This is a genomic window from Streptomyces longispororuber (assembly GCF_024448165.1).
Taxonomy (GTDB): domain Bacteria; phylum Actinomycetota; class Actinomycetes; order Streptomycetales; family Streptomycetaceae; genus Streptomyces; species Streptomyces longispororuber_A.
Map to the genome: position 1 here is coordinate 1 of NZ_JAMOLN010000088.1, position 22,176 is coordinate 22,176.

Genomic DNA, 22,176 nt, shown 5'->3' on the forward strand with positions numbered 1-22,176 from the left:
GAGTCGAGGGGGCGGGAAGCCTGGCGTCGGCGAGGCGGCGCCGGGCGGCCCGGCCCGGGTTCACGGGGCACACGCAGCCGTCAATCAGGCGTGCGCGTAGGGGACTTGGGTCCGGCCGGGGCAAGGAGGCCGGGTCCTGTGGGCGTGCGGTCGGCCGTCAGCCGGCCAGGGCCGCGCGCGGCCGGGTGCGCAGACCCTGCTTGCGGAACAGGTCGGGCGGGGTGCCGCGGCCGGCCCGCGGGCGCTCACGGGTGTGGGCGGCGGGATGTTCGGCGACCAGCCCGGCACGGAACAGGCCGTGGTCGACGCGGCGGTCCGCGGCCGACTCCAGTTCCTCACGGAGCGGTCCGTCGCGCAGCACGGCGGCCGGCCCGAGCAGTCCCTCGACCACGGCCAGCGCCCCGACGACGTCCCCGTGGCCGAGCCGCTCCCGGACCGCGGGCAGCGCCTCCGGGCTGCGGTGCGCCGCGTCGATGGCCCGCAGACAGGGCAGCGGTGGCCCGCCGAGCGCCACCAGCAGGTCCTCGCGGCGCAGTTGCTCCGGGTCGTGGTCGACCGCGGTCAACACCCCGTCGCGCAGGGCGATGCGGTGGATCTCGCCCCGGCACTCCACCCGGTGCGGGTCGGCGGCCTCGGCAGGTGCGGCGTCGTCGGCCGGCGGCGCCGCGCCGAGCGGCGCCAGGGCGGCGGCCACCAGCGGGTGCAGCCGGTCGGCCGTGACCAGGCCGGCCCTGAGCAGCTCCAGGTCGGGCAGGATCCTGGCCGCCGCGTCCGGCAGCACCGGGAGCGCCGCGACCACCTGGGGCGCGAGTGCGTCCGCCAGCGGCCGCAGCCTCGGGGCGTGGCTGTCGTCGGGTGCGACGAGCTCGTACCCGGTGCGGCCCCGCGCGCCGTTGCGCACGGTGAAGGCGCCGCGTGGCCGGCACCCCTCGGCCCGCAGCAGGAGCTCCGCCTCGGCGGCCCGGTCGGGCTCGGCGCGCCCGGCCAGTTCGCCGCTGCGCCCGGCGTCCCACAGGTGCCGGTGCAGATCGAGCCGGTGGTGCCGGTCGGGGCGGGGGTGCGGATGCGGATGCGTCGGGCGGGGGCCCCTGGCGCCTTCCCACAGCGTCAGGGAGATCCGCTGCCCGGCGTCGGCCCAGGCGGGCGGGGTCCGCACGACCAGGTGCGGGGGCGGTCCCGCGGCCGGACTCCCGTACTGCGCGAGGGAGATGGTGAGGCCGGGCCTGAGGTGCCCGTCGGGGGCGATCCTCGGCATGTGCCAGCGCAGCAGGTCCGGCGCGAGGGCGCGCAGGTCCGCCCGCAGGAGCGTGGTGAGGTCGGTGCCGTGGCGGTGGCGCACGGCGCGCAGATCGAGGTCGACGTCGATCCGGGCGGCGGCGCAGGCCCCCGCCCAGTCACCGGCCGCACGGCGGGCGGTGGCGGTCTCGATCATGGACGGTGGCACGGCGTACTGGCGCACGCGCTGCCACATCAGCAGGTGGGTCGGAATCCCGTTCGCGAAGTGAGGTGCCATCAGCACTCACCCTGAGCGAACGAGTCCCCCAATCCGTACGAGGAAGTGTTCATCATCGGCGTCATCGTAACCACGCCGATGACGATCTGTCGTCCCCGAATTTCTCCGGGCCGCGCGCCGGCCGGCTCGGGGCGGCCTTCTCCAGGGCCTCGACCGAGCCCGACATGATCTCCCGGACGTGGGCCGTGATGTGCTCCAACGGCCAGTCCCACCAGGCGAGTTCGAGCAGTCGCCGGACCACGGAGGGGTCGAAGCGGGTGCGGATCACGCGGGCGGGGTTGCCGCCGGCGATCGCGTACGGCGGGATGTCGTCGGTGACGACCGAGCCGGTCGCGATCACCGCGCCGGGTCCGATGGTGACGCCCGGCATCACGGTGACCCCGTTGCCGCACCACACGTCGTGGCCGACGGTCGTGTCGCCGCGGGTGGGGAGATCCGTGAGCAGGTCCATGTGCTCGGCCCAGGAGCCGCCCATGATCGGGAAGGGGAACGTGGAGGCGCCGTCCATGCGGTGGTTGGCGCCGTTCATGATGAAGCGGATCCCGGTGCCGAAGGCGCAGAAGCGGCCGATGCGGAGCTTGTCGGGGCCGTAGTGGTAGAGGACGTTGCGGGTCTCGAACTCGGTCGCCGCGTCCGGGTCGTCGTAGTACGTGAACTCGCCGACCTCGATCAGGCCGGACGTGATCAGGGGTTTGAGCAGCACCACGCGGGGCTGCCCGGGCATCGGGTGCAGGACGTGCGGGTCGGGGGGTGTGGGCGCCATGCGGACGATCCTGCACCGTCGCGCGTGGCGCCGCACCCCGACTCCCGGCCGGCCGGGATCAGTGCACCCCGGCGGCGGACGCTCCCGTCCGCTGTTCCGCGATGGCGTCGCCCGACTCCATCGGCGAGGTGACGTCGTCGGCCTCCCGGCCGCGGCCGATGTGGTTGAACAGCAGGTTGAGGACGACGGCCGCGACGCAGCCGGTGGAGATCCCGGAGTCCAGGATGATCTTCGAGTTCTCCGGGAAGGCGTGGTAGAACTCCGGCGCCGCGATGGGGATCAGGCCCACGGCGAGCGAGACCGCGACGATGAGGACGTTGTTGTCCTTCTCCAGACCGGCCTTGACGAGGGTCTGGATGCCGCTGGCGGCGACCGAGCCGAAGAGCACGACGCCCGCGCCGCCGAGCACCGGGCGCGGCACGACGGCGATCAGCGAGGCCGCCATCGGGCACAGGCCCATCAGGACGAGGAACCCGCCGCCGGTGGCCACCACGTAGCGGCTGCGGATCTTCGTCATCGCGACGAGGCCGATGTTCTGGGCGAACGCGCTGCACATGAAGCCGTTGAACAGCGGGCTGATCGCCGAGCCGAGCGTGTCGGCGCGCAGGCCCGCCGCGATGGTCTTCTCGTCGGCCGGCCGGTCGACGATCTCGCCGAGCGCGAGCATGTCGGCGGTGGACTCGGTCATCGAGACGACCATGACGACGCAGAGCGAGACGATGGCCGCGCCCGCGAACTGCGGGGCACCGAAGTGGAACGGGGTCGGGAAGCCGACGATGTCCGCGTCACCGACCGGTGAGAAGTCCGTGACGCCGAACGGGATGGCGATGAGCGTGCCGATGACCAGGCCGAGGAGCACCGCGATCTGCTTGACGAAACCGGTCGTGAAGCGGCGCAGCAGCAGCACGACGACGAGCGTGATGCCGGCCAGGGAGAGGTTCTTCATCGAACCGTAGTCGGGCGCCTGGGTGTTGGGCCCCTGCATCCAGCCGAACGCGACCGGCATCAGCGAGATGCCGATGAGCGTGATGACCGTGCCGGTGACGACGGGCGGGAAGAAGCGGACCATCTTCGAGAAGAACGGTGCCGCGACGAATCCGAGGACTCCGGCGACGATCACCGCCCCGAAGATGACCGGCAGCGCGTCGTCCTTGTCCTTCGTGGAGGCGACGACGGCGAGCATCGGGGCGACGCCCGCGAACGTCACGCCGTTCACGAACGGCAGTCGCGCGCCTATCTTCCAGATGCCGAGCGTCTGCAGGAAGGTCGCCAGACCGGCCGTGAACAGACAGGCGCCGGTGAGGAACGTGAGGTCCTTCGGGCTCAGGCCGATCGCGGCGCCGACGATGAGCGGGGGTGCGACCACGCCCGCGTACATCGCCGCGACGTGCTGGAGGCCGGTCGTCGCCATCTTCAGCGGCGGCAGCTTCTCGTCGACCGGATGTTTGGTATGCCCCGCGGACGCGTCGGCGGGGGTCGTGCCTTGCTTGGTGAACCTGGGCTCTGTCGCCACTGCGGCTCCTCCGGTTGTTTTCCAGCCCCGGACGATCGCCGGCGCTTTTCGCTTCTGGGAGGTGGTGCAAGGTGGTGCTGGAGGTGCTCGGTGTTCAGTTGTCGTGCGCCCAGGTAGTACTGACCGCCCCGGGAACGTGAGGCTTTGGGCCACGTTCCGGGGCGGCACTCGACCTGCCCGCTCGGCAGGTCGAGCCTCCGGTCAGGGGCCGTCCCCCCTGACCGGAGATTTCGGGGATCAGTCCTGCGCGGCGATCCGCGCGAGGCGCTGTGCCTCGTCCCGCGTGGAGCGGGCGATGGCGTCCTCGTCGACGTGCAGGAGGCGGCTGTTCTCCACCACCGGCCTGCCGTTCACGAGGGAGAGGGTGACCGGGGCGGCCGCGCCGAAGACGAGCGCGGTGACCGGGTCGGCGATGGACGAGTGGGCCAGGGTGTCCAGCTTCCACAGGACCAGGTCGGCCAGCTTGCCCGCTTCCAGAGATCCGATCTGGGCGGCGCGGCCGAGTACTTGGGCGCCTCCGTACGTCCCCAGGCGCAGCGCCTGGCGGGCGTTGAGGGCGGCCTCGCGGTGGGCGCCGAGGCGGTTGATCAGGAGGGCGTTGCGCAGTTCGGTGTGGAGTTCGCCCGACTCGTTCGACGCGGTGCCGTCGACGCCGAGGCCGACCGGGACGCCGGCGGCCAGCATGTCGGGGACCCGGGCGATGCCGGCCGCGAGGCGGGCGTTCGAGGACGGGCAGTGCGCCACGCCCGTCCTCGTGCGGCCGAAGGCGGCGATGTCGGAGTCGTTCATGTGGACGCTGTGCGCCATCCACACGTCCTCGCCGAGCCAGCCGGTCGACTCGAAGTAGTCGGTCGGGCCCATGCCGAACAGCTCGTGGCAGAACTTCTCCTCCTCGACCGTCTCGCTGCCGTGGGTGTGCAGCCGTACTCCGAGGCGGCGCGCCAACTCGGCGCCCTGCTTGAGGAGTTCGGTGGAGACGGAGAAGGGGGAGCAGGGGGCCACGGCGACCTGTGTCATGGCGTCGAAGGAGGCGTCGTGGTGCTTCTTGACGGTCTCCTCGGTCGCGGCGAGGGCGCCTTCGAGGGTCTCGACGGCGAAGTCCGGCGGCAGGCCGCCGTCCTTCTCGCTGCGGTCCATGGAGCCGCGGGCCAGGGTGAAGCGCACGCCCATCTCGGAGGCGGCGCGGATGATCGACCCGGAGAGGTCGCCCGACCCTTGCGGGAACACGTAGTGGTGGTCCATGGCGGTGGTGACGCCGCCGCGGGCCATCATCGCGAGGGAGCCCTGCGCCGCCGCGTACGTCATCTGCTCGTCGATGCGCGCCCAGGTCGGGTACAGCGCCACCAGCCAGTTGAACAGGTTGTGGTCCGTCGCCAGACCGCGGGTGATCCACTGGTAGAAGTGGTGGTGCGTGTTGACCAGGCCGGGGGTGGCCAGGTGGCCGGTGCCGTCGATGCGGCGTACGACGTTCTCGAGGCCCTCGGGCGCCTTGCCCGCGCCGATGGACTCGATCCTGTTGCCCGCGACGACGATGTGTCCCGAGGCGTACTCGGTGTCGTGCGCGTCGACCGTCGCGATGGCGACGTTCTCGATGACGATGCGGTCTGCCGTAGAAGAAGCCGTGGTGGGTGCCATGGTGCTTCCTTCTTTTCGTGAGTGGCGATTGGGCACGGCAGGACCCTAGGAGGATTTGAGTGCCGCGGTGGCGCTGGCGCTGCCGCGGGTGCCGAGATGGTGGAAGAAGAGGTTCAGCGAGACGGCGACGAGTGCGCCTGCGCTGATGCCGGAGCCGAGCACGGTCTGCGCCCAGGCCGGGAAGTCGGCGTAGAAGGTGGGTGCGGCGAGCGGGATGATGCCCGCGCCGAGCGAGACGGCGACCAGGATGATGTTGGAGCTGTCGTCGAGGCCGGCCTCGGAGAGCGTGCGGATGCCGCTGACGGCGATGGAGCCGAAGAGCACGATGCCCGCGCCGCCGAGCACCGGCATGGGGACCAGGGAGACGACCGCGCCGAGCACCGGGAAGGCGCCGAGGATCAGCAGGGCGCCGCCCGCGACGGCGACGACGTACCGGCTGCGCACCTTGGTGAGCGAGACGACGCCGACGTTCTGCGCGAAGGCGGAGGTCGGGAAGCCGCCGAAGACCGGGCCGATGAAGGTGGCGATGCCGTCGGTGCGCAGACCGCGGGTGATGGTCGTGCCGTTGCAGTCGCGCTCGCAGATCTCGCCGATGGCGAGCATCCCGGCGCTGGACTCGGTCATCAGGACGAGCATGACCAGGCAGAGCGAGATGATGGCGGCGGGCTGGAACTCGGGGGCGCCGAAGGCGAACGGCGTCGGGAGCGCCGCCACGGGCGCCGACCCGAGGGCGGAGAAGTCCGCCATGCCGAACGGGATCGCGGCGAGCGTACCGATCAACAGGCCGAACAGCAGGGCGACTTGCTTGACGAATCCGCGGCCGAAGCGCTGGATCAGCAGGATCACCACGAGAGTGAAGCCGGCCAGGGCGAGGAAGCGCATGTCGCCGTAGTCGGCGGCGGTCTTGTCGCCGCCCTGGGCCCAGCCGACCGGCACGGGCATCAGGGTCACCCCGATGAGGGTGATGACGACGCCGGTGACGAGCGGCGGGAAGAACCTGAGCAGCCGTCCGAAGAACGGGCCGATGGCGAGGCAGAAGACGCCCGCGACCATGACCGCCCCGTAGATGGCGGGGAGTTGGTCGCCCTGGGCGTTGGTCTCGGCGATGGCCAGCATCGGTGCGATGCCGGCCGACGACGCGGCGTTGACGAAGGGCAGCCGGTTCCCGACGAAGCCCTTGACGCCGAGCGTCTGGAGGAGCGTGGCCACGCCCGCGATGAGCAGGGAGGCGGCGATCAGCCGGGTCTGGCCGGCGGTGTCGAGCCGGACGGCCTGGCCGATGATGAGCGGAGGGGTGACGACGCCGGCGTACATGGCGGCGATGTGCTGGAGTGCGGCGGGGACGAGCCGCGAGACGTGGAGCTTCTCGTCCACCGGGTGCACCTGCGTCGAGGCGCTGTCCGGTGGGTCAAAAGAGTCAGAACACGGGCCCTCGGCTTCAGCCGGCCCCTTTGCTGGCACTGCCATTGCGATGTTCCCTCCGGTGCGGCGCACCCCCGCCGACTGCGGGTGGACGGGGGTGCGCTACCGCGTCCGTGAACGCCTGGTCCGGCGTCAGAGGTTGGTCATGTCCACCGGGATGCGCTGCTCCGCGCCGTCCCGCAGGATCGTGGCCTCGATCAGGCCGTAGGGGCGGTCGGCGGCCCAGTACACGGCACCGTCCTTCGCCTCGTTCTCCAGGCCGAACGCCGAGAGGTCCTGGCGGAAGTGGTGCTTGTTCGGCGCCGAGAAGCGGATCTCGTCGATCTCGGTGCGGTTGTTGATGACCCGCGAGCCCATCTGGAACAGGGTCTGCTGCAGCGACAGCGAGTACGTCTCGACGAAGGCCTGGAGGATGTGCTTCTTGGCCTGCTCGTAGGACTTGTTCCAGTTCGGGGTGCGCTGGTCGTCCTCACCCGTCCAGTTGTGCCGCCACCACGTCGACAGGGACGTGGCGAGGATGCGGTCGTAGTCCTCCTGGAGCGTCGTGTACTTGTCCTTGATGAAGCCCCAGAACTCGGAGTTCGTGGTGTTCATCACGGTCAGGTCCTTGAGCCCGGACAGGACTTCGAACGTCTCGCCGTCATAGGTGACCTGCACGAGCCGCGTCTCCTGGCCCTTGCGGACGAAGGAGTGCTTGACCTCGTCGGCACCGATGAAGTTGGAGCCCGCGTCGGAGCCGGCGATGCGCTCCCAGGCGTACTCCTCGATGCGGATGCGCGAGCGGTGGATGGACGGCTGGCTGTCGACGAAGTGCCGCGCCAGCGCGATGCCGTACTGCTCGGCCGACTCGATGCCGTGTTCCTTGGCGAAGGCGAAGCAGGTGTTCTTGGTGGTGTCGGTCGGCAGGCAGTTGGCGTTCGACCCGGTGAGGTGCACGTCGTCGAGGTCACCGCTGAGGGCGACCGAGACGTTCAGGTCCTTGATGTGGTGGGTGTCGCCGTCCCGCGTGATCTTGACAACGCGGTTCTCCGCCTTGCCGTACTGGTTCGATCCCAGAATCGTGGGCATGGTGTCTGCTAGCTCCCTCGGTAAACGGAGTAGCCGAACGGGTTGAGCAGCAGCGGCACGTGGTAGTGCTCGCCCGGCTTGACGGCGAACGTGATCGCCACCTCCGGGAAGAACGTGTCGCTGTCCCGATTCGCGGGGGCGTCCTGCTGCGCATCGGCTTGTTTCTTGTCGAAATACGCTTCCGTCTCGAAGTCGAGACGGACGTGGGTGGTTCCCTCCGGCAGCGCCGGCAGGTCCTTGCAGCGGCCGTCCGCGTCGGTGGCCGAGCCGCCGAGCGCCACCCAGGCGGCGCCCGAACCGGCGCGCGCCGCAAGGGAGATGGCGACGCCCTCGGCGGGGCGTCCGATGCTGGTGTCCAGGATGTGCGTGGACACCGAAGCGGTGGTCCCGGTGCTCATCAGGCGTTGTCTCCTTCTTCCACGAGGCGCGCGAGGCGGATGCGGTTGATCTTGCCCAGCTCGGTGCGGACGATCTCCCGCTCCTGCTCGGCCGAGTTGCCGATCCGTGCCTTGAGCGCGTCGAGCATCTGCTCCGCGGTGGCCCCGGTGGCGCAGATGAGGAAGACGTGTCCGAACCGGTCCTGGTAGGCCAGGTTCCGTTCGAGCATCTCCGCCTTGAGTTCCTCGGAGGCTCCCGACATGCCGCGCTGCTCGCGCGACGAGGTCGGGTCGCCGGGCTTCGGGCGGCCGATCGGCGGATGCCCCGCCATCGCCTCCGCGAGGTCCTGCGCGGTCAGCTCGGCCATCGCGGCGTCGCTGCTCGTGAAGAGGGACTCGGTGGAAGCGAAGGGGCGCTGGGCGAGGATCTTGCTCCCCCACGCCGATGAAGCACACACCTCGTGGAGCTCGGCCGCGGCCGTGCTCTCGTCCGAGGTGTTGAACCGGGTGAGCCCCCGATACGTAGCTGACGATCCTGAAGTCACGGGGTGCCTCCGTGGCCTGGTGCTGGACGGGCTGCGGATAGCTAACGCCCTCGGAAACACGGCGTCAACACTTTGTTGAAAACTTGGAGTGACAAAAACCGCCGCCCGGTTAACGGACGGCGGTTCGGAGACCGGGGAGTTTGCCCAGGTCAGGTGGCCTTCTCGCGATTCAGGTAGTTGTAGACGGTAAAGCGCGAGACACCGAGCGCGCCGGCCACGGTCTCCACGCCGTGCCGCACGGAGAAGGCGCCGCGCGCCTCCAGGACGCGCACGACCTCCTGCTTCTCCTTGCGGTCGAGCTCGGCGAGCGGCTTGCCCTCCTTGCGCTCCATCGCGGCCAGGATGTGGTCCAGGGAGTCGGCCAGCTGGGGCAGCCGCACGGCTATCACGTCCGCACCCTCCCAGCTGAGCACGACGTCGTCCTTGCCCGCCTCCTGCGGCGGCACCATCTCGCCCCCCATGGCGTCGACGAGCGGCTTGACCGCCCTGACGAAGGGGTCGGAGGCATCGGACGCATCGCTCATGAGACCGGTCACTTATCGCCCTCCCCGGCTCCGGCACCCTCACCGATCACATTGACCTGGAGCGAGACCCGGGTGGCCCCGGCCGCCAGCGCCTTGCGCAGCAGCGCGTCGACCGCGGTGAGCACGCGGTCGGCCTCCCCCTCGGCGGTGTTGCCGAACGGTCCCACGTCGACCGCGTCCAGGTCGGCCCCCTGGACGACATCGCGGGCGACGACCGCGTGCTGCGGCGCCTCGTCCAGGTCGAAGGGCTCGGTCGTGAACTCCACTCTCAATCGCACGCGCTCAACCTAACGCCGTCCGGGGTTATTCCGGCAGCCCCTCTTGACAGCTGCCACCAGCCGGATGCAATCTTCCATCACGCAGAAACGAACTTCCGTAATACGGAAGCTCGACGATATCGAACCTGAAGGGAGCGCCGACCCCGATGGGATTCGCAGACCAGCGCTTCAACGTCAACCTGTCGATCCTCTTCACCGAGCTCCCGCTCCTGGAGCGCCCCGCGGCCGCCGCCGCGGCGGGCTTCACCGCGGTCGAGCTGTGGTGGCCCTGGGTCGACGCGCCCGTGCCCGAGCAGTCCGAGCTCGACGCCCTGCGCGACGCCGTCAAGGACGCGGGCGTCCAGCTGACCGGACTGAACTTCTACGCGGGGCAGCTGCCGGGCCCCGACCGGGGCGCCCTGTCGGTCCCGGGCGAGGAGAGCGAGAAGTTCCGCGCGAACCTCGACGTCGCGGCCGACTTCGCCGCCTCCCTCGGCTGCAAGGCGCTCAACGCCCTGTACGGCAACCGCGTGGAGGGCGTCGAGGAGTCCGTCCAGGACGAACTCGCCCTGGAGAACCTGGCGCTGGCCGCCCGCGCCGCCGACCGCGTCGGCGCCGTGCTGCTCATCGAGGCGCTCAACGCGCCGGAGTCGCCGAAGTGCCCGATCGTGAGCGCCCCCAAGGCGATCGAGATCGTGGACAAGGTGAACGCGGCGACCGGCCTCGGCAACGCCAAGTTCCTGATGGACCTGTACCACCTGTCCATGAACGGCGAGGACCTGCCGGCCGTGATCGACGCCTACGCCGACAAGACGGCGCACGTGCAGATCGCCGACAACCCGGGCCGTGGCGCGCCGGGCACCGGCTCGCTGCCGCTCGAGGAGCTGCTCGACCAGCTCGCGAAGGCCGGCTACGAGGGCTACGTGGGCCTGGAGTACAAGCCGGGCGACGCCCCGAGCGCCGAGTCCTTCGGCTGGCTGCCGCACGCGGCACGCGCCGCGCGTCACTGAGCCGCGCGCCAACTCATCGACGTATCACCGCCTTTCTGAGCTTTTTGGAGTCACCCTCATGAGCAACAACCTGCAGTCCAGTTCCCGCCCGACCCGCCCGGCGGTCGCGTGGATCGGTCTCGGCATCATGGGCTCGCCCATGTCGGAGAACCTGATCAAGGCCGGCTACGACGTCACGGGCTTCACCCTGGAGCAGGACAAGCTGGACCGCCTCACGGCCGCCGGCGGCACCGCCGCCAAGTCGATCGCCGAGGCCGTCAAGGACGCCGACGTGATCGTGACGATGGTCCCGGCCTCCCCGCAGGTCGAGGCCATCGCCTACGGTCCCGACGGCATCCTGGAGAACGCGAAGTCGGGTGCGCTGATCGTCGACATGTCGTCGATCACCCCGCAGACCTCGGTCGACCTGGCGAAGAACGCCAAGGAGAAGGGCATCCGCGTCATCGACGCGCCCGTCTCCGGCGGCGAGGCCGGCGCCATCGAGGCCGTGCTGTCCATCATGGTCGGCGGCGAGCAGGCCGACTTCGACGAGGCCAAGCCGCTCCTGGACGCCCTCGGCAAGACCATCGTGCTGTGCGGTCCGCACGGCTCGGGCCAGACCGTGAAGGCCGCCAACCAGCTGATCGTCGCCGTGAACATCCAGGCGTGCGCCGAGGCCGTGGTCTTCCTGGAGAAGTCCGGCGTGGACCTCAAGGCCGCGCTCGACGTCCTCAACGGCGGCCTGGCCGGCTCGACCGTGCTGACGCGGAAGAAGGACAACTTCCTCAACCGCGACTTCAAGCCGGGCTTCCGCATCGACCTGCACCACAAGGACATGGGCATCGTCACCGACGCCGCCCGCAACGTCGGCGCGGCCCTGCCCGTCGGCGGCGTGGTCGCCCAGCTGGTCGCCTCGCTGCGCGCCCAGGGCGACGGCGGCCTGGACCACTCGGCCCTGCTCCGCTCGGTCGAGCGCCTCTCGGGCAACCAGGTCGCGTAAGGCCCCCAGACTTCCGGGCCGTGGCGGCGCTGACACCTGTCCTGTCGCGCCCAGGCGTCGCCGCGGCCCGGAACACCCATGCCCATTGATTCAACAAAATGTTGAACAAGCTCCATCCAGAACTTCAACAAACTGTTGACGTAGCTGTTCAGGGATCCTTACGCTCCCCCACATCGTCAGCCAATCGTCAGCAGCCACTGCACGGAAGGTCGCCTCTCCACCATGCCCAAGCGTGTGCTCACGACCGAGTCAGGCGCCCCTGTCGCCGACAACCAGAACTCCGCCACCGCAGGCGTGGGCGGCCCGATCCTGCTCCAGGACCAGCACCTCCTGGAGAAGCTCGCCCGGTTCAACCGCGAGCGCATCCCGGAGCGCGTGGTGCACGCCCGCGGCTCCGGCGCCTACGGCTACTTCGAGGTGACGGACGACGTCACCGGCTTCACGTACGCCGACTTCCTGAACACGATCGGCAAGCGCACCGAGGTCTTCCTGCGCTTCTCGACCGTCGCCGACAACCTCGGGGGTGCGGACGCCGTCCGTGACCCGCGCGGCTTCGCCCTGAAGTTCTACACCGAAGAGGGCAACTACGACCTCGTCGGCAACAACACGCCGGTGTTCTTCATCAAGGACCCGCTGAAGTTCCCCGACTTCATCCACTCCCAGAAGCGCGACCCGTTCACGGGCAAGCAGGAGCCGGAGAACGTCTGGGACTTCTGGGCGCACGCCCCCGAGGCCACGCACCAGATCACCTGGCTGATGGGCGACCGCGGCATCCCCGCGTCGTACCGCCACATGAACGGGTACGGCTCGCACACCTACCAGTGGACGAACGAGCAGGGCGAAGCCTTCTTCGTGAAGTACCACTTCAAGACGAACCAGGGCATCCGCAGCCTCTCGGCCGAGCAGGGCGCCGAGCTCGCGGGCAAGGACCCGAACTCGCACCAGACGGACCTGCTGCAGGCCATCGAGCGCGGCGTGAACCCGTCCTGGACGCTGTACGTGCAGATCATGCCGGCGGCCGAGGCGGCGGAGTACCGCTTCAACCCGTTCGACCTCACCAAGGTGTGGCCGCACAAGGACTACCCGTTGCAGCGCGTGGGCCGCCTGGTCCTCGACCGCAACCCCGACAACGTGTTCGCGGAGGTCGAGCAGGCCGCGTTCTCCCCGAACAACTTCGTGCCGGGCATCGGCCCTTCGCCGGACAAGATGCTCCAGGGCCGCCTGTTCGCCTACGCGGACGCGCACCGCTACCGCCTGGGCGTCAACCACACGCAGCTCGCGGTGAACGCGCCGAAGGCGACCCAGGCGGACAACTACGGCCGCGACGGCGTCATGGCGTCCAACGCCTACGCCCGCAGCCGCAAGAACTACGAGCCGAACTCCTTCGACGGCCCCGTCGAGACCGGCCGCGCGCTCGCCGCGCCGCTCGCCGTCTCCGGCTACACGGGTACGCACGAGGCGCCGGCCCACACCAAGGACGACGACTTCTTCCAGGCGGGCGAGCTGTACCGCCTGATGTCGGAGGACGAGAAGGGACGCCTGGTCGCGAACATCGCGGGCGGTCTCTCCCAGGTCTCGCGCGACGACATCGTGGAGAAGAACCTCGCCCACTTCCACGCCGCCGACGCCGACTACGGCAAGCGCGTCGAGGAAGCGGTCCGCGCCCTGCGCGAGGACTGAACCCCCTGACCGTGTACGGGACCTGACGGGAGGTCAGCTCCGTACACGCAAACCCGCACCATGCGTACGACCCGGATGAGGGGTGGTCTGCGCATGGTGCCGGGAGGACGAGGACCGCGGCGGCCGGTGCGAACCAGTGCGGTGGTGAAGGTTCCGGGATCACTGTCGACCTGAGGCAGTCGGTCCCCGGGACCCGTCGCCCCGCCGCCGCGGTCCCAGCCACTTTCCCTGACGGGACACCGGACTCCGTCCGGTGGCGCGCATGCATGTTCCGCCAGTCGCGCGCCGTCGGACGGCACCAACCTCCCGAACCAGCCCCGGGTACGACGGTCCGTACCCGGGGCTCCGCCATGCGGTGGAGGCGGTTCGGCGTCCGGGGCGACGTGTTCGCGCGCCGGGCGCGGGAGCGTGAGGGCATGACAACGACCGCGGTCGCCCCGCTCCCCGTCCACCGTCACCCGGCCACCGGTACCGCCCGCCCCGTGCCCCGCTGGGCCGAGCGCGTCGCCCGTCTGATCCCGCTGGTCCTGCTCCCCCAGTGCCTGTGGCGGCTGCCGTTCGCCTTCGGGTTCGACATGGGCACGGGCACCGGTTCGATCGGCAACCTGTGGATCTCCGTGCCGTACGTCTTCGGGCTGAGCCTGCTGACCGAGGCCCTCGCGCTGCTCTGCTTCGGGCTCGTCCGGGGCTGGGGCGAGGTGGTGCCGGCGTGGGTCCCGCTGGTGGGCGGGAAGCGGCTGCCGCGGACCGTGGTGCTGGTCCCGGCCGTCCTGGGCGGGCTCGGCGCCACGATGATGTGGGGCGGGTTCCTGCTGAGCGTCCTGGGCGTGCCGGGCTTCGAGGCGCCGGCGACCACGAACGCCGCCTGGGGCCTCCTGTTCGACGTCTGCGTGCTGCCCGCGACGCTGTGGGGGCCGCTCGTCCTCGCGCTCTGCGTCCAGTACGCCGTGCGTCGCAGGGGCTGACCGCGGCAACGCCGAAGGGGGCGGTCACCGGTGCACCGGTGACCGCCCCCTTCGGCGGGTGCGTCAGACCTTCAGCGGACGGATCGACGTGGGCGCGTGGCCCGGCTCCGTCGCGATCTCCTCGAACTCCTTGACCGCGCTGATGTCGGCCGTGGGGCTCATCGAGATGTTGGTGATGCGCTCCAGGATCGCCTCGACGACGACCGGGACCTGGTACTCCTGCGCGAGCTTCTTGGCCTGCTCGAAGGCGGCACCGAGCTCGTTCGGGTCCGTCACCCGGATCGCCTTGCAGCCCAGGCCCTCGGCGACCTTGACGTGGTCGACGCCGTAGACGCCGAGCTCGGGGCTGTTCTGGTTCTCGAACTCCAGGTTGACCTGGAAGTTGATGTCCAGGCCGATCTGTGCCTGGCGGATCAGGCCCAGGTAGGCGTTGTTCACCAGGACGTGGACGTACGGGATGCGGTGCTGGGCGCCGACCGCCAGTTCCTCGATCATGAACTGGAAGTCGTAGTCGCCGGAGAGCGCCACGACCTGGGTGTCCGGGTCGGCCTTGGAGACGCCGAGCGCGGCCGGGATGGTCCAGCCGAGCGGGCCCGCCTGGCCGCAGTTGATCCAGTGGCGCGGCTTGTAGACGTGCAGCATCTGGGCGCCCGCGATCTGCGACAGACCGATGGTCGTCACGTACCGCGTGTCCTTGCCGAACGCCTTGTTCATCTCCTCGTAGACGCGCTGCGGCTTCATGGGGATGTCGTCGAAGTGCGTGCGGCGCAGGAGGGTCTCCTTGCGCTCCAGGTGCGAGGCGACCCACGCGGAGCGGTCCGGCAGCTCGCCCGCGGCCTTCAGCTCGCGCGCGACCTCGACGAAAAGCTCCAGGGCCGCCTTGGCGTCGGAGGTGATCCCGTAGTCCGGCGCGAAGATCTTGCCGATCTGCGTCGGCTCGATGTCGACGTGGACGAACGTGCGGCCCTCGCGGTACACGTCCAGCTTGTAGCCGGTGTGCCGGTTGGCCCAGCGGTTGCCGATGCCGAGGACGAAGTCCGACTCCAGGAACGTGGCGTTGCCGTAGCGGTGGCCGGTCTGCTGGCCGACCATGCCCGCGTTCAGGTCGTGGTCGTCGGGGATGGTGCCCCAGCCCATCAGGGTGGGCACGACGGGCGTGTTCGTGAGCTCGGCGAACTCGACGAGCAGGTCGCTCGCGTCCGCGTTGATGATGCCGCCGCCCGCGACGATCAGCGGACGCTCGGACTCGACGAGGAGCTTGACGGCCTTCTCGATCTGGGCGCGGGTCGCGGCCGGCTTGTAGACCGGCAGTGGCTCGTACGTCTCGACGTCGAACTCGATCTCGGTCTGCTGGACGTCGATCGGCAGGTCGATGAGGACGGGCCCGGGACGGCCCGAGCGCATCAGGTGGAACGCCTGCTGGAAGACGCCGGGGACCTGCGCGGCCTCCAGGACGGTGACCGCCATCTTCGTGACCGGCTTGGCGATCGTGGCGATGTCGACCGCCTGGAAGTCCTCCTTGTGCAGCAGGTGGCTCGGGGCCTGACCCGTGATGCACAGGATCGGGATCGAGTCGCCGGTCGCCGAGTACAGGCCGGTGATCATGTCGGTGCCGGCCGGGCCCGACGTACCGATGCAGACCCCGATGTTGCCGGGGTTGGCCCGCGTGTAGCCCTCGGCCATGTGCGAGGCGCCCTCGACGTGGCGGGCGAGCGTGTGGTCGATGCCACCGCTCTCCTTGAGCTCCTTGTAGAAGGGGTTGATGGCGGCACCGGGCACGCCGAACGCGTTCGTGACGCCCTCGCGCTTGAGGATCTCAACGGCCGCGCGGGCGGCGGTCATTCGAGCCATGAGTGCTCCCGACTTCTGCTGTGACTGACTGCTTGCTGTCCGGCTGTCGGATTCGCGCTCCCGTCGCGCCCCGCGGCGAGCTCTGAATTCCGTTAACTTTCACAATGCGGAAAGTAGGTTCTGCTATATGGAAGCAATGTAGAGGGGGGTCTCGGAGGCCGTCAAGGTGGATGATGAGACCGACGTCGATCGGAAACCGTGCGACCCAGGGGGTGTGCCGTGGCCGAACCCATGCGCGTGCGATGCCCGGCGTGCCGACGCGAGCACCTCTGCACGCCCGCCGTACTGCCCTGCGCCTGCGGCGCCCCGGTGGCCCCGCCGCTGGTGCGCGGCGCCGCGGCCGAACCGGTCAGCGACCGCACCTGGGCGGACGACTGGGTCACGCTGCGCTGCCCCATGTGCGGCCGCCGGGACCGGTGGCCGGTGCCCGAGGTCGGCTGCGACTGCGGCACGGTGCTGCGCGTCCCGGTGCAGAGCGATGACCACGCGCCCGCGACGCCGTCGCACATCCCGCTGCCCCGGACGGCGCCGACGCCCCGGCCCGCGTTCCAACCCGTCGCCATCCGCACGGCGCGGGACGCGGTGACCGCCGCGGCGCTCTATCTGCGCTGGCTCGGCTACCGGGACGTCCGCCGCGCCGACCAGCGCCCGCCGTCCGGCATCGGTCTCGCGGCGCGCGGGGTCGTCGCCCAGGTGGAGCCGTCGGTGCGGCCCGCGACGGTGCGGGACGTGGAGTGCCTGTGGCTCCAGTCGATGACCGAGTCGGCGACGTGCGTCTACTTCTCGCTGGCCGGATACGCCGACGAGGCCCGCACCCGCGCCGACGACCTGGGCGTCCCGCTCTTCGTCCTCGACCTGGCCGGGGTGCCGCAGCCGGTGAACAGCCCGGCGGACGAACTCATCGCGGGCGGCGCGTAAAGCGCTGGGGCGCCGCCCGGTGGCGCGGAGATACTGGCCCGGTGATCATTCGCGACGCCACCCGCCCCGACCTGCCCCGCCTCCAGGACATCGAGACGGCCGCCGGGGAGGTCTTCCGTACGCTCGGCATGGACGCGATCGCCGACGACGCACCACCCACCGTGGCCGAGCTGACGCGGTACGCCGACGCGGGGCACGCCTGGGTGGCCGTCGACGAGGAGTCCGGGCCCCCCATCGCGTACCTGGTCGGCGAGCCGGTGGACGGCGCCTTCCACATCGAGCAGGTCACCGTGCACCCGGACGCCGCCCGGCGCGGGGTGGGCCGGGCCCTGGTCGCGTACGCCGCCGACTGCGCGCGCGACCGGGGCCTGGCCGGTCTCACCCTCACCACCTTCACCGACGTGCCGTGGAACGCCCCGTACTACGAGCGTCTGGGCTTTCGCCGGCTCGCCGCGGCCGGGCTCACGCCGGGCCTGCGCCGGATCCGCGCGGCCGAGGCGGCGCACGGTCTCGACCGGTGGCCGAGGGTCTGCATGCGGCGGGACCTGTAGCGCACGGCGCCCGCCGGAGCCCTACGACTCGCCGTACCCTTCCCGGAGTTCGACCTTGCGGACCTTGCCGCTGACGGTCATCGGGAACGCGTCGAGGACGCGCAGCCGGGTCGGCACCTTGTAGTGGGCGAGCTGGTCGCGGCAGTAGTCGCGGACGTCGTCGAGCGTGAGCGGCTGCGCCGGGTCGCGCAGGATCACGCAGGCCAGCACCTCCTCGCCGTACTTCTCGTGCGGCACGCCCACCACTTGCACGTCGGCGATCCGCGGATGCCCGTACAGGAACTCCTCGATCTCGCGCGGGTAGACGTTCTCGCCACCGCGGATGATCATGTCCTTGATGCGGCCGACGATCTGCGCGTAGCCGTCCTCGCGGAGCACCGCCAGGTCGCCCGTGTGCATCCAGCGTCCGGCGTCGATGACCTCGGCGGTCTTCTCGGGCTCTCCCCAGTAGCCGAGCATCACGCTGTAGCCGCGGGTGCACAGCTCGCCGGCCTCGCCGCGCGGCAGCGTGACCCCGGTGACCGGGTCGACGACCTTGACCTCGATGTGCGGCAGGACACGGCCGACGGTGCCGGTGCGGCGCTCCAGGTCGTCGTCGCGGCGGGTCTGCAGGGAGACCGGGGACGTCTCGGTCATGCCGTAGCAGATGGAGACCTCCGCCATGTGCATCTCGGCGACGACCCGCTTCATCACCTCGACCGGGCACGGCGAGCCCGCCATGATGCCGGTGCGCAGGCTGCTCAGGTCGTAGGAGGCGAAGTCCGGCAGGTTCAGCTCGGCGATGAACATCGTCGGCACGCCGTACAGGGACGTGCACCGCTCCTCCTGCACGGCCCGCAGCGTCGCCGCCGGTTCGAAGGACGGCGCGGGGATGACGATGCAGGCGGCGTGCGAGGTGGCGCCCAGGTTCCCCATCACCATGCCGAAGCAGTGGTAGAAGGGCACGGGCAGACAGACCCGGTCCTGCTCGGTGTAGCCGACCGTCTCGCCCACCCAGTAGCCGTTGTTGAGGATGTTGTGGTGGGAGAGCGTGGCGCCCTTCGGGAAGCCGGTGGTGCCCGAGGTGTACTGGATGTTGATCGGGTCGTCGCAGGACAACTCGGCCTCGCGGGCGACCAGTTGCTCGTCCGGCACTGAGGAGCCGCCGGCGAGGAGGGCGTCCCAGCTGTGCTCACCGATGAAGACGCGGTCCCGCAACTCCGGGCATTCGGGGCCCACTTGGCGGACAAGTGCGTGGTAGTCGGTGCCCTTGTGCCCGGGCGAGGACACCAGCACGGACACCCCCGACTGCTTGAGCACATAGGCCAGCTCGTGGGCGCGGTAGGCCGGGTTGATGTTGACCATGACGGCGCCGATGCGCGCGGTCGCGTACTGGACGAGGACCCACTCGGGGCAGTTGACCGCCCAGATGCCGACGCGGTCGCCCTTGGCGACGCCGCGCGCGAGCAGCCCGCGCGCCAGCTGGTCGACGTCCGCACCGATTCGGGCGTACGTCCAGCGGCGCCCGCTGGGCACGTCGACGAGCGCCTCCCGGTCCGGCCAGGCGGCAACGGCGCGCCGGAGGTTGCCGCCGACGGTGTCGCCGAGGAGCGGGACCTCGCTGGTCCCGTGCGCGTACGAGAGTTCCTGTTGCTGGTCCGTCACCGGAAGTCCTCCTCGCGGTACTCGGCGGCCGAGCCCTTCGCCGTGGCCTCGCGCAGTTCGATGCGGCGGATCTTGCCGGAGACCGTCTTGGGCAGTTCGCCGAACTCGATGCGGCGCAGCCGCTTGTACGGGGCGAGCACGGCGCGGGAGTGCTCGAACAGCAGCTTGGCGGTGTCCGGGCCCGGTTCGTACCCCTCGGCGAGCACGACGTACGCCTTCGGGACCGCGAGCCGCAGCTCGTCGGGGGCGGGCACGACGGCCGCCTCGGCGACCGCCTCGTGCTCCAGAAGCGCGCTCTCCAGCTCGAACGGGCTGATCTTGTAGTCGGACGCCTTGAACACGTCGTCGGCGCGCCCCACGTACGTCAGGTAGCCGTCCTCGTCCCGGGAGCCGATGTCGCCGGTGCGGTAGTAGCCGCCCGCCATCGCCTCCGCGGTGCGCTCCGGGTCGCCGTGGTAGCCGACCATCAGGCCGACGGGGTGGGCGGACAGATCGAGGCTGATCTCGCCCTCGTCGGCGCCGGGCCGGCCGGTCACCGGGTCGAGGAGCTCGACCTTGAAACCGGGGCTCGGGCGGCCCATGGAGCCGGACTTGAGGAGCTGACCGGGGCTGTTGGAGACCTGCACGGCGGTTTCGGTCTGCCCGAAGCCGTCCCGGATGGTGACGCCCCAGGCCCGCTTGACCTGCTCGATGACCTCGGGGTTGAGCGGCTCGCCGGCGGCGACCACCTCCCGCGGCGGCGTGCGCAGCTGGGTGAGGTCGGCCTGGATCAGCATGCGCCACACGGTGGGCGGCGCGCAGAACGAGGTCACGCCCGCACGGTCCATCGCGGCCATCAGCCGGCCCGCGTCGAAGCGCGTGTAGTTGTAGAGGAAGACGGTCGCCTCCGCGTTCCACGGCGCGAAGAAGTTCGACCAGGCGTGCTTGGCCCAGCCCGGCGAGGAGATGTTCAGATGGACGTCGCCGGGGCGCAGGCCGATCCAGTACATCGTCGCCAAGTGGCCCACGGGGTACGACACGTGGGTGTGCTCGACGAGCTTGGGGCGGGCCGTCGTCCCGGACGTGAAGTAGAGGAGCAGCGCGTCGTCGGCGCGGGTGTCGCCGTCGGGCTCGAAGTCCGCGCTCGTGCCCGAGGTGAAGACGTCGTCGAAGTCGAGCCAGCCGGGCACGGGGTCCGCGCCCGCGTCCTTGACGGCGATCCGGGTGTAGTCACCGGGTACGTCGTCGAACTTGGCCGCGTCCTCGGCGCGCACGATCACGTGCGCGGCACGGCCGCGCTCGATCCGGTCCCGCAGATCGGCGGAGCCGAGCAGCGGCGTCGCCGGGATGACGACGGCGCGCAGTTTCATCGCGGCGAGCATGGTCATCCAGAGTTCCTGCTGGTTGCCGAGCATCAGGAGGATCCGGTCGCCGGCCCCGACCCCCTGGGCTCGCAGCCAGTTCGCGACCTGGTCCGAGCGCACGGACATCTCGCCGTACGAGATGGTGATCTCGCGGCCGTCCTCCTCGACGATGTGCAGGGCCGTGCGCCCGTTGCCCTCCGCGATGACGTCGAACCAGTCGAGGGCCCAGTTGAACCGGTCGGGCCGGGGCCAGGCGAAGCCCTCGTACGCCGTCTCGTAGTCCTGGGCGTGCTGCAACAGGAAGTCACGGGCCGTACGGAACTGCTGCGTGGGTCCGTTCGCCGTCGTCATGTGCGCTCCTGGAGTCCTCATGTCCCGCGTCCCGCGTCATTGCGGACCGTGCCTTCATCGTGTAGTCCGTGACGTGGATCTCGCCACCCCCGAACGGGGGTGACCGGCACGGCAAGGGGATGGAACGTGAGCGCAGAACCCGCCGAGGGGGCCGAGATGCGCGCGGCGCTGGTGCGACTGCGCCGGGGCACGGGTCTGCCGGTGGCGTTCGGCGGACTCACCGCGGGCACCGGCCAGGTCAGGATCGCCGAGCTGAGCGGGGCGACCACGTCCGCGCTGCGCGGCCTCGCCATCGCCGCGGGCAACGGTCTGGGCGGCAAGGCCCTCTCCCTGGCCAGGGCCTGCGCCGTCACCGACTACCAGGGCTCGCGGCACATCAGCCACGAGTACGACACGGCGGTCGCGGCCGAGGGCCTGCGCTCGGTCCTCGCGGTGCCCGTCGTCGTACGGCGCCGGGTGCGGGGCGTCCTGTACGGGGCGCTGCGCGCGGCCCAGCCGCTGGGCGACCGGGCGCTGACCGCGGCCGTGGCGGCGGCCCGCGACGTGGAGCAGGCGCTCCTCGTCCGGGACGAGGCGCAGACGCTGCTCGCCGCCGCGTCCGCCCCGGCGGCCGAGGGCTCCGCCGCGTGGGAGGAGGTCCGGGAGGCGCACGGGGCGCTGCGGGCGCTCGCCCCGAGGATCGTCGATCCGGCCCTGCGCGGCGAACTCCTCGCGGTGTGCGGCCGGTTGGCGTCGGCCGCCGCGCCGCTGGAGCGGGCGGCGACGGTGGTGCTCGCGCCGCGCGAGGTGGACGTCCTGGCGTGTGTGGCGGGGGGCGCGACGAACGCGGTGGCGGCGGAGCGGCTCGGGCTGCGCCCGGAGACCGTCAAGGGCTACCTCCGGTCCGCCATGCGCAAGCTGGGCACGCACACCCGGGGCGAGGCCGTGGTGGCGGCGCGCCGGGCGGGGCTGCTGCCGTAGCGGCCCCGCGCGGCCGCGGCCGCTGCTTGTCTACTTGTCGGCGGTGAGCTTGCCCGCCGAGCCCCAGCTGTCCTTCGGGACCTCGTGGATCCACACGCTGACGGTCTCCGCGGGGACCTGGTAGGAGTCGACGAAGGCGTCGGTGATCCGCCTGACCAGCTCGCGCTTGGCCTCGACGTCGCGGGGACCCTGCTGGACGGTGACGATCGGCATGGCTGAACTCCCTGTGCGGAGCGGATGTCAGGGGGGCTCCCGCTGACGGATCCAGTCCATCGCGGCGCCGGGCCACGACCAAGGGGCAGACCGC

Annotated in this window: 21 protein-coding genes; 7 read left to right on the forward strand and 14 right to left on the reverse strand. The window is 70.8% G+C overall.

What is annotated here, in order from left to right; all coding sequences use genetic code 11:
- Nucleotides 1-157 precede the first annotated feature (157 nt).
- The 10 genes from M4J07_RS23865 to M4J07_RS23910 all read right to left on the reverse strand — a co-directional run bounded on the left by M4J07_RS23865 (nucleotide 158) and on the right by M4J07_RS23910 (nucleotide 9,638).
- Entirely contained in the window at nucleotides 158-1,513 is a 1,356-nt protein-coding gene (locus tag M4J07_RS23865) for a hypothetical protein (RefSeq protein ID WP_255975025.1), read from the reverse strand.
- A 61-nt stretch (nucleotides 1,514-1,574) separates the two neighbouring features.
- A complete protein-coding gene (locus M4J07_RS23870; protein ID WP_255975026.1) occupies nucleotides 1,575-2,276 on the reverse strand; it encodes a CatB-related O-acetyltransferase in 702 nt (233 codons plus the stop codon).
- A gap of 58 nt (nucleotides 2,277-2,334) precedes the next feature.
- On the reverse strand, nucleotides 2,335-3,687 hold the full coding sequence (locus tag M4J07_RS23875) for a nucleobase:cation symporter-2 family protein (RefSeq protein ID WP_255975056.1): 1,353 nt from the start codon (nucleotides 3,685-3,687) through the stop codon (nucleotides 2,335-2,337).
- A gap of 339 nt (nucleotides 3,688-4,026) precedes the next feature.
- Nucleotides 4,027-5,424 (reverse strand): 8-oxoguanine deaminase, encoded by a 1,398-nt coding sequence (locus M4J07_RS23880; protein ID WP_255975027.1) that lies wholly within the window; start codon nucleotides 5,422-5,424, stop codon nucleotides 4,027-4,029.
- A 45-nt stretch (nucleotides 5,425-5,469) separates the two neighbouring features.
- Entirely contained in the window at nucleotides 5,470-6,891 is a 1,422-nt protein-coding gene (locus M4J07_RS23885; RefSeq protein ID WP_255975028.1) for a nucleobase:cation symporter-2 family protein, read from the reverse strand.
- Between the two features lie 87 nt (nucleotides 6,892-6,978).
- Complete coding sequence (gene pucL / locus M4J07_RS23890; protein WP_255975029.1) at nucleotides 6,979-7,914, reverse strand: factor-independent urate hydroxylase; 936 nt, start codon at nucleotides 7,912-7,914, stop codon at nucleotides 6,979-6,981.
- Nucleotides 7,915-7,922: 8 nt separating this feature from the next.
- Nucleotides 7,923-8,312, reverse strand: a complete 390-nt coding sequence (gene uraH / locus M4J07_RS23895; protein WP_255975030.1) for a hydroxyisourate hydrolase — start codon at nucleotides 8,310-8,312, stop codon at nucleotides 7,923-7,925.
- Nucleotides 8,312-8,836 (reverse strand): 2-oxo-4-hydroxy-4-carboxy-5-ureidoimidazoline decarboxylase, encoded by a 525-nt coding sequence (uraD, locus tag M4J07_RS23900; RefSeq protein ID WP_255975031.1) that lies wholly within the window; start codon nucleotides 8,834-8,836, stop codon nucleotides 8,312-8,314. Before uraD ends, uraH begins: the two co-directional genes overlap by 1 nt.
- 149 nt (nucleotides 8,837-8,985) lie before the next feature.
- Nucleotides 8,986-9,360, reverse strand: coding sequence for a helix-turn-helix domain-containing protein (locus M4J07_RS23905; RefSeq protein ID WP_255975032.1), 375 nt, complete (start codon nucleotides 9,358-9,360; stop codon nucleotides 8,986-8,988).
- A gap of 8 nt (nucleotides 9,361-9,368) precedes the next feature.
- Nucleotides 9,369-9,638 carry a hypothetical protein gene (locus tag M4J07_RS23910; RefSeq protein WP_255975033.1) on the reverse strand — a complete coding sequence of 90 codons (270 nt, stop codon included), beginning with the start codon at nucleotides 9,636-9,638 and terminating at the stop codon, nucleotides 9,369-9,371.
- A 146-nt stretch (nucleotides 9,639-9,784) separates the two neighbouring features.
- Here M4J07_RS23910 and M4J07_RS23915 point away from each other — a divergent pair, with 146 nt between their 5' ends.
- The 4 genes from M4J07_RS23915 to M4J07_RS23930 all read left to right on the forward strand — a co-directional run bounded on the left by M4J07_RS23915 (nucleotide 9,785) and on the right by M4J07_RS23930 (nucleotide 14,251).
- Nucleotides 9,785-10,627, forward strand: a complete 843-nt coding sequence (locus M4J07_RS23915; RefSeq protein ID WP_255975034.1) for a TIM barrel protein — start codon at nucleotides 9,785-9,787, stop codon at nucleotides 10,625-10,627.
- Between the two features lie 58 nt (nucleotides 10,628-10,685).
- Complete coding sequence (locus tag M4J07_RS23920; RefSeq protein WP_255975035.1) at nucleotides 10,686-11,606, forward strand: 2-hydroxy-3-oxopropionate reductase; 921 nt, start codon at nucleotides 10,686-10,688, stop codon at nucleotides 11,604-11,606.
- A gap of 222 nt (nucleotides 11,607-11,828) precedes the next feature.
- Complete coding sequence (locus tag M4J07_RS23925; protein ID WP_255975036.1) at nucleotides 11,829-13,286, forward strand: catalase; 1,458 nt, start codon at nucleotides 11,829-11,831, stop codon at nucleotides 13,284-13,286.
- A 416-nt stretch (nucleotides 13,287-13,702) separates the two neighbouring features.
- Entirely contained in the window at nucleotides 13,703-14,251 is a 549-nt protein-coding gene (locus tag M4J07_RS23930) for a hypothetical protein (RefSeq protein WP_255975037.1), read from the forward strand.
- 63 nt (nucleotides 14,252-14,314) lie between these two features.
- On the opposite strand, the gene gcl is transcribed toward M4J07_RS23930, so the two are convergent.
- Nucleotides 14,315-16,093 (reverse strand): glyoxylate carboligase, encoded by a 1,779-nt coding sequence (gene gcl / locus M4J07_RS23935; protein ID WP_255975057.1) that lies wholly within the window; start codon nucleotides 16,091-16,093, stop codon nucleotides 14,315-14,317.
- Nucleotides 16,094-16,321: 228 nt separating this feature from the next.
- Here gcl and M4J07_RS23940 point away from each other — a divergent pair, with 228 nt between their 5' ends.
- Together M4J07_RS23940 and M4J07_RS23945 are read left to right on the forward strand one after the other, a co-directional pair.
- Entirely contained in the window at nucleotides 16,322-17,020 is a 699-nt protein-coding gene (locus M4J07_RS23940; protein ID WP_255975038.1) for a hypothetical protein, read from the forward strand.
- 41 nt (nucleotides 17,021-17,061) lie between these two features.
- Nucleotides 17,062-17,571, forward strand: coding sequence for a GNAT family N-acetyltransferase (locus M4J07_RS23945; protein WP_255975039.1), 510 nt, complete (start codon nucleotides 17,062-17,064; stop codon nucleotides 17,569-17,571).
- A 21-nt stretch (nucleotides 17,572-17,592) separates the two neighbouring features.
- Here the strand turns inward: M4J07_RS23945 and M4J07_RS23950 are convergent, their stop codons facing one another.
- Together M4J07_RS23950 and M4J07_RS23955 are read right to left on the reverse strand one after the other, a co-directional pair.
- On the reverse strand, nucleotides 17,593-19,215 hold the full coding sequence (locus M4J07_RS23950; RefSeq protein WP_255975040.1) for an AMP-binding protein: 1,623 nt from the start codon (nucleotides 19,213-19,215) through the stop codon (nucleotides 17,593-17,595).
- Nucleotides 19,212-20,909 (reverse strand): AMP-binding protein, encoded by a 1,698-nt coding sequence (locus M4J07_RS23955; protein ID WP_255975041.1) that lies wholly within the window; start codon nucleotides 20,907-20,909, stop codon nucleotides 19,212-19,214. Before M4J07_RS23955 ends, M4J07_RS23950 begins: the two co-directional genes overlap by 4 nt.
- A 156-nt stretch (nucleotides 20,910-21,065) precedes the next feature.
- On the opposite strand from M4J07_RS23955, the gene M4J07_RS23960 reads away from it, so the two are divergent.
- Nucleotides 21,066-21,869 (forward strand): helix-turn-helix transcriptional regulator, encoded by an 804-nt coding sequence (locus M4J07_RS23960; RefSeq protein ID WP_305128100.1) that lies wholly within the window; start codon nucleotides 21,066-21,068, stop codon nucleotides 21,867-21,869.
- Nucleotides 21,870-21,899: 30 nt separating this feature from the next.
- On the opposite strand, the gene dmpI is transcribed toward M4J07_RS23960, so the two are convergent.
- Complete coding sequence (gene dmpI / locus M4J07_RS23965) at nucleotides 21,900-22,082, reverse strand: 4-oxalocrotonate tautomerase DmpI (protein WP_255975043.1); 183 nt, start codon at nucleotides 22,080-22,082, stop codon at nucleotides 21,900-21,902.
- Between the last annotated feature and the right edge of the window lie 94 nt (nucleotides 22,083-22,176).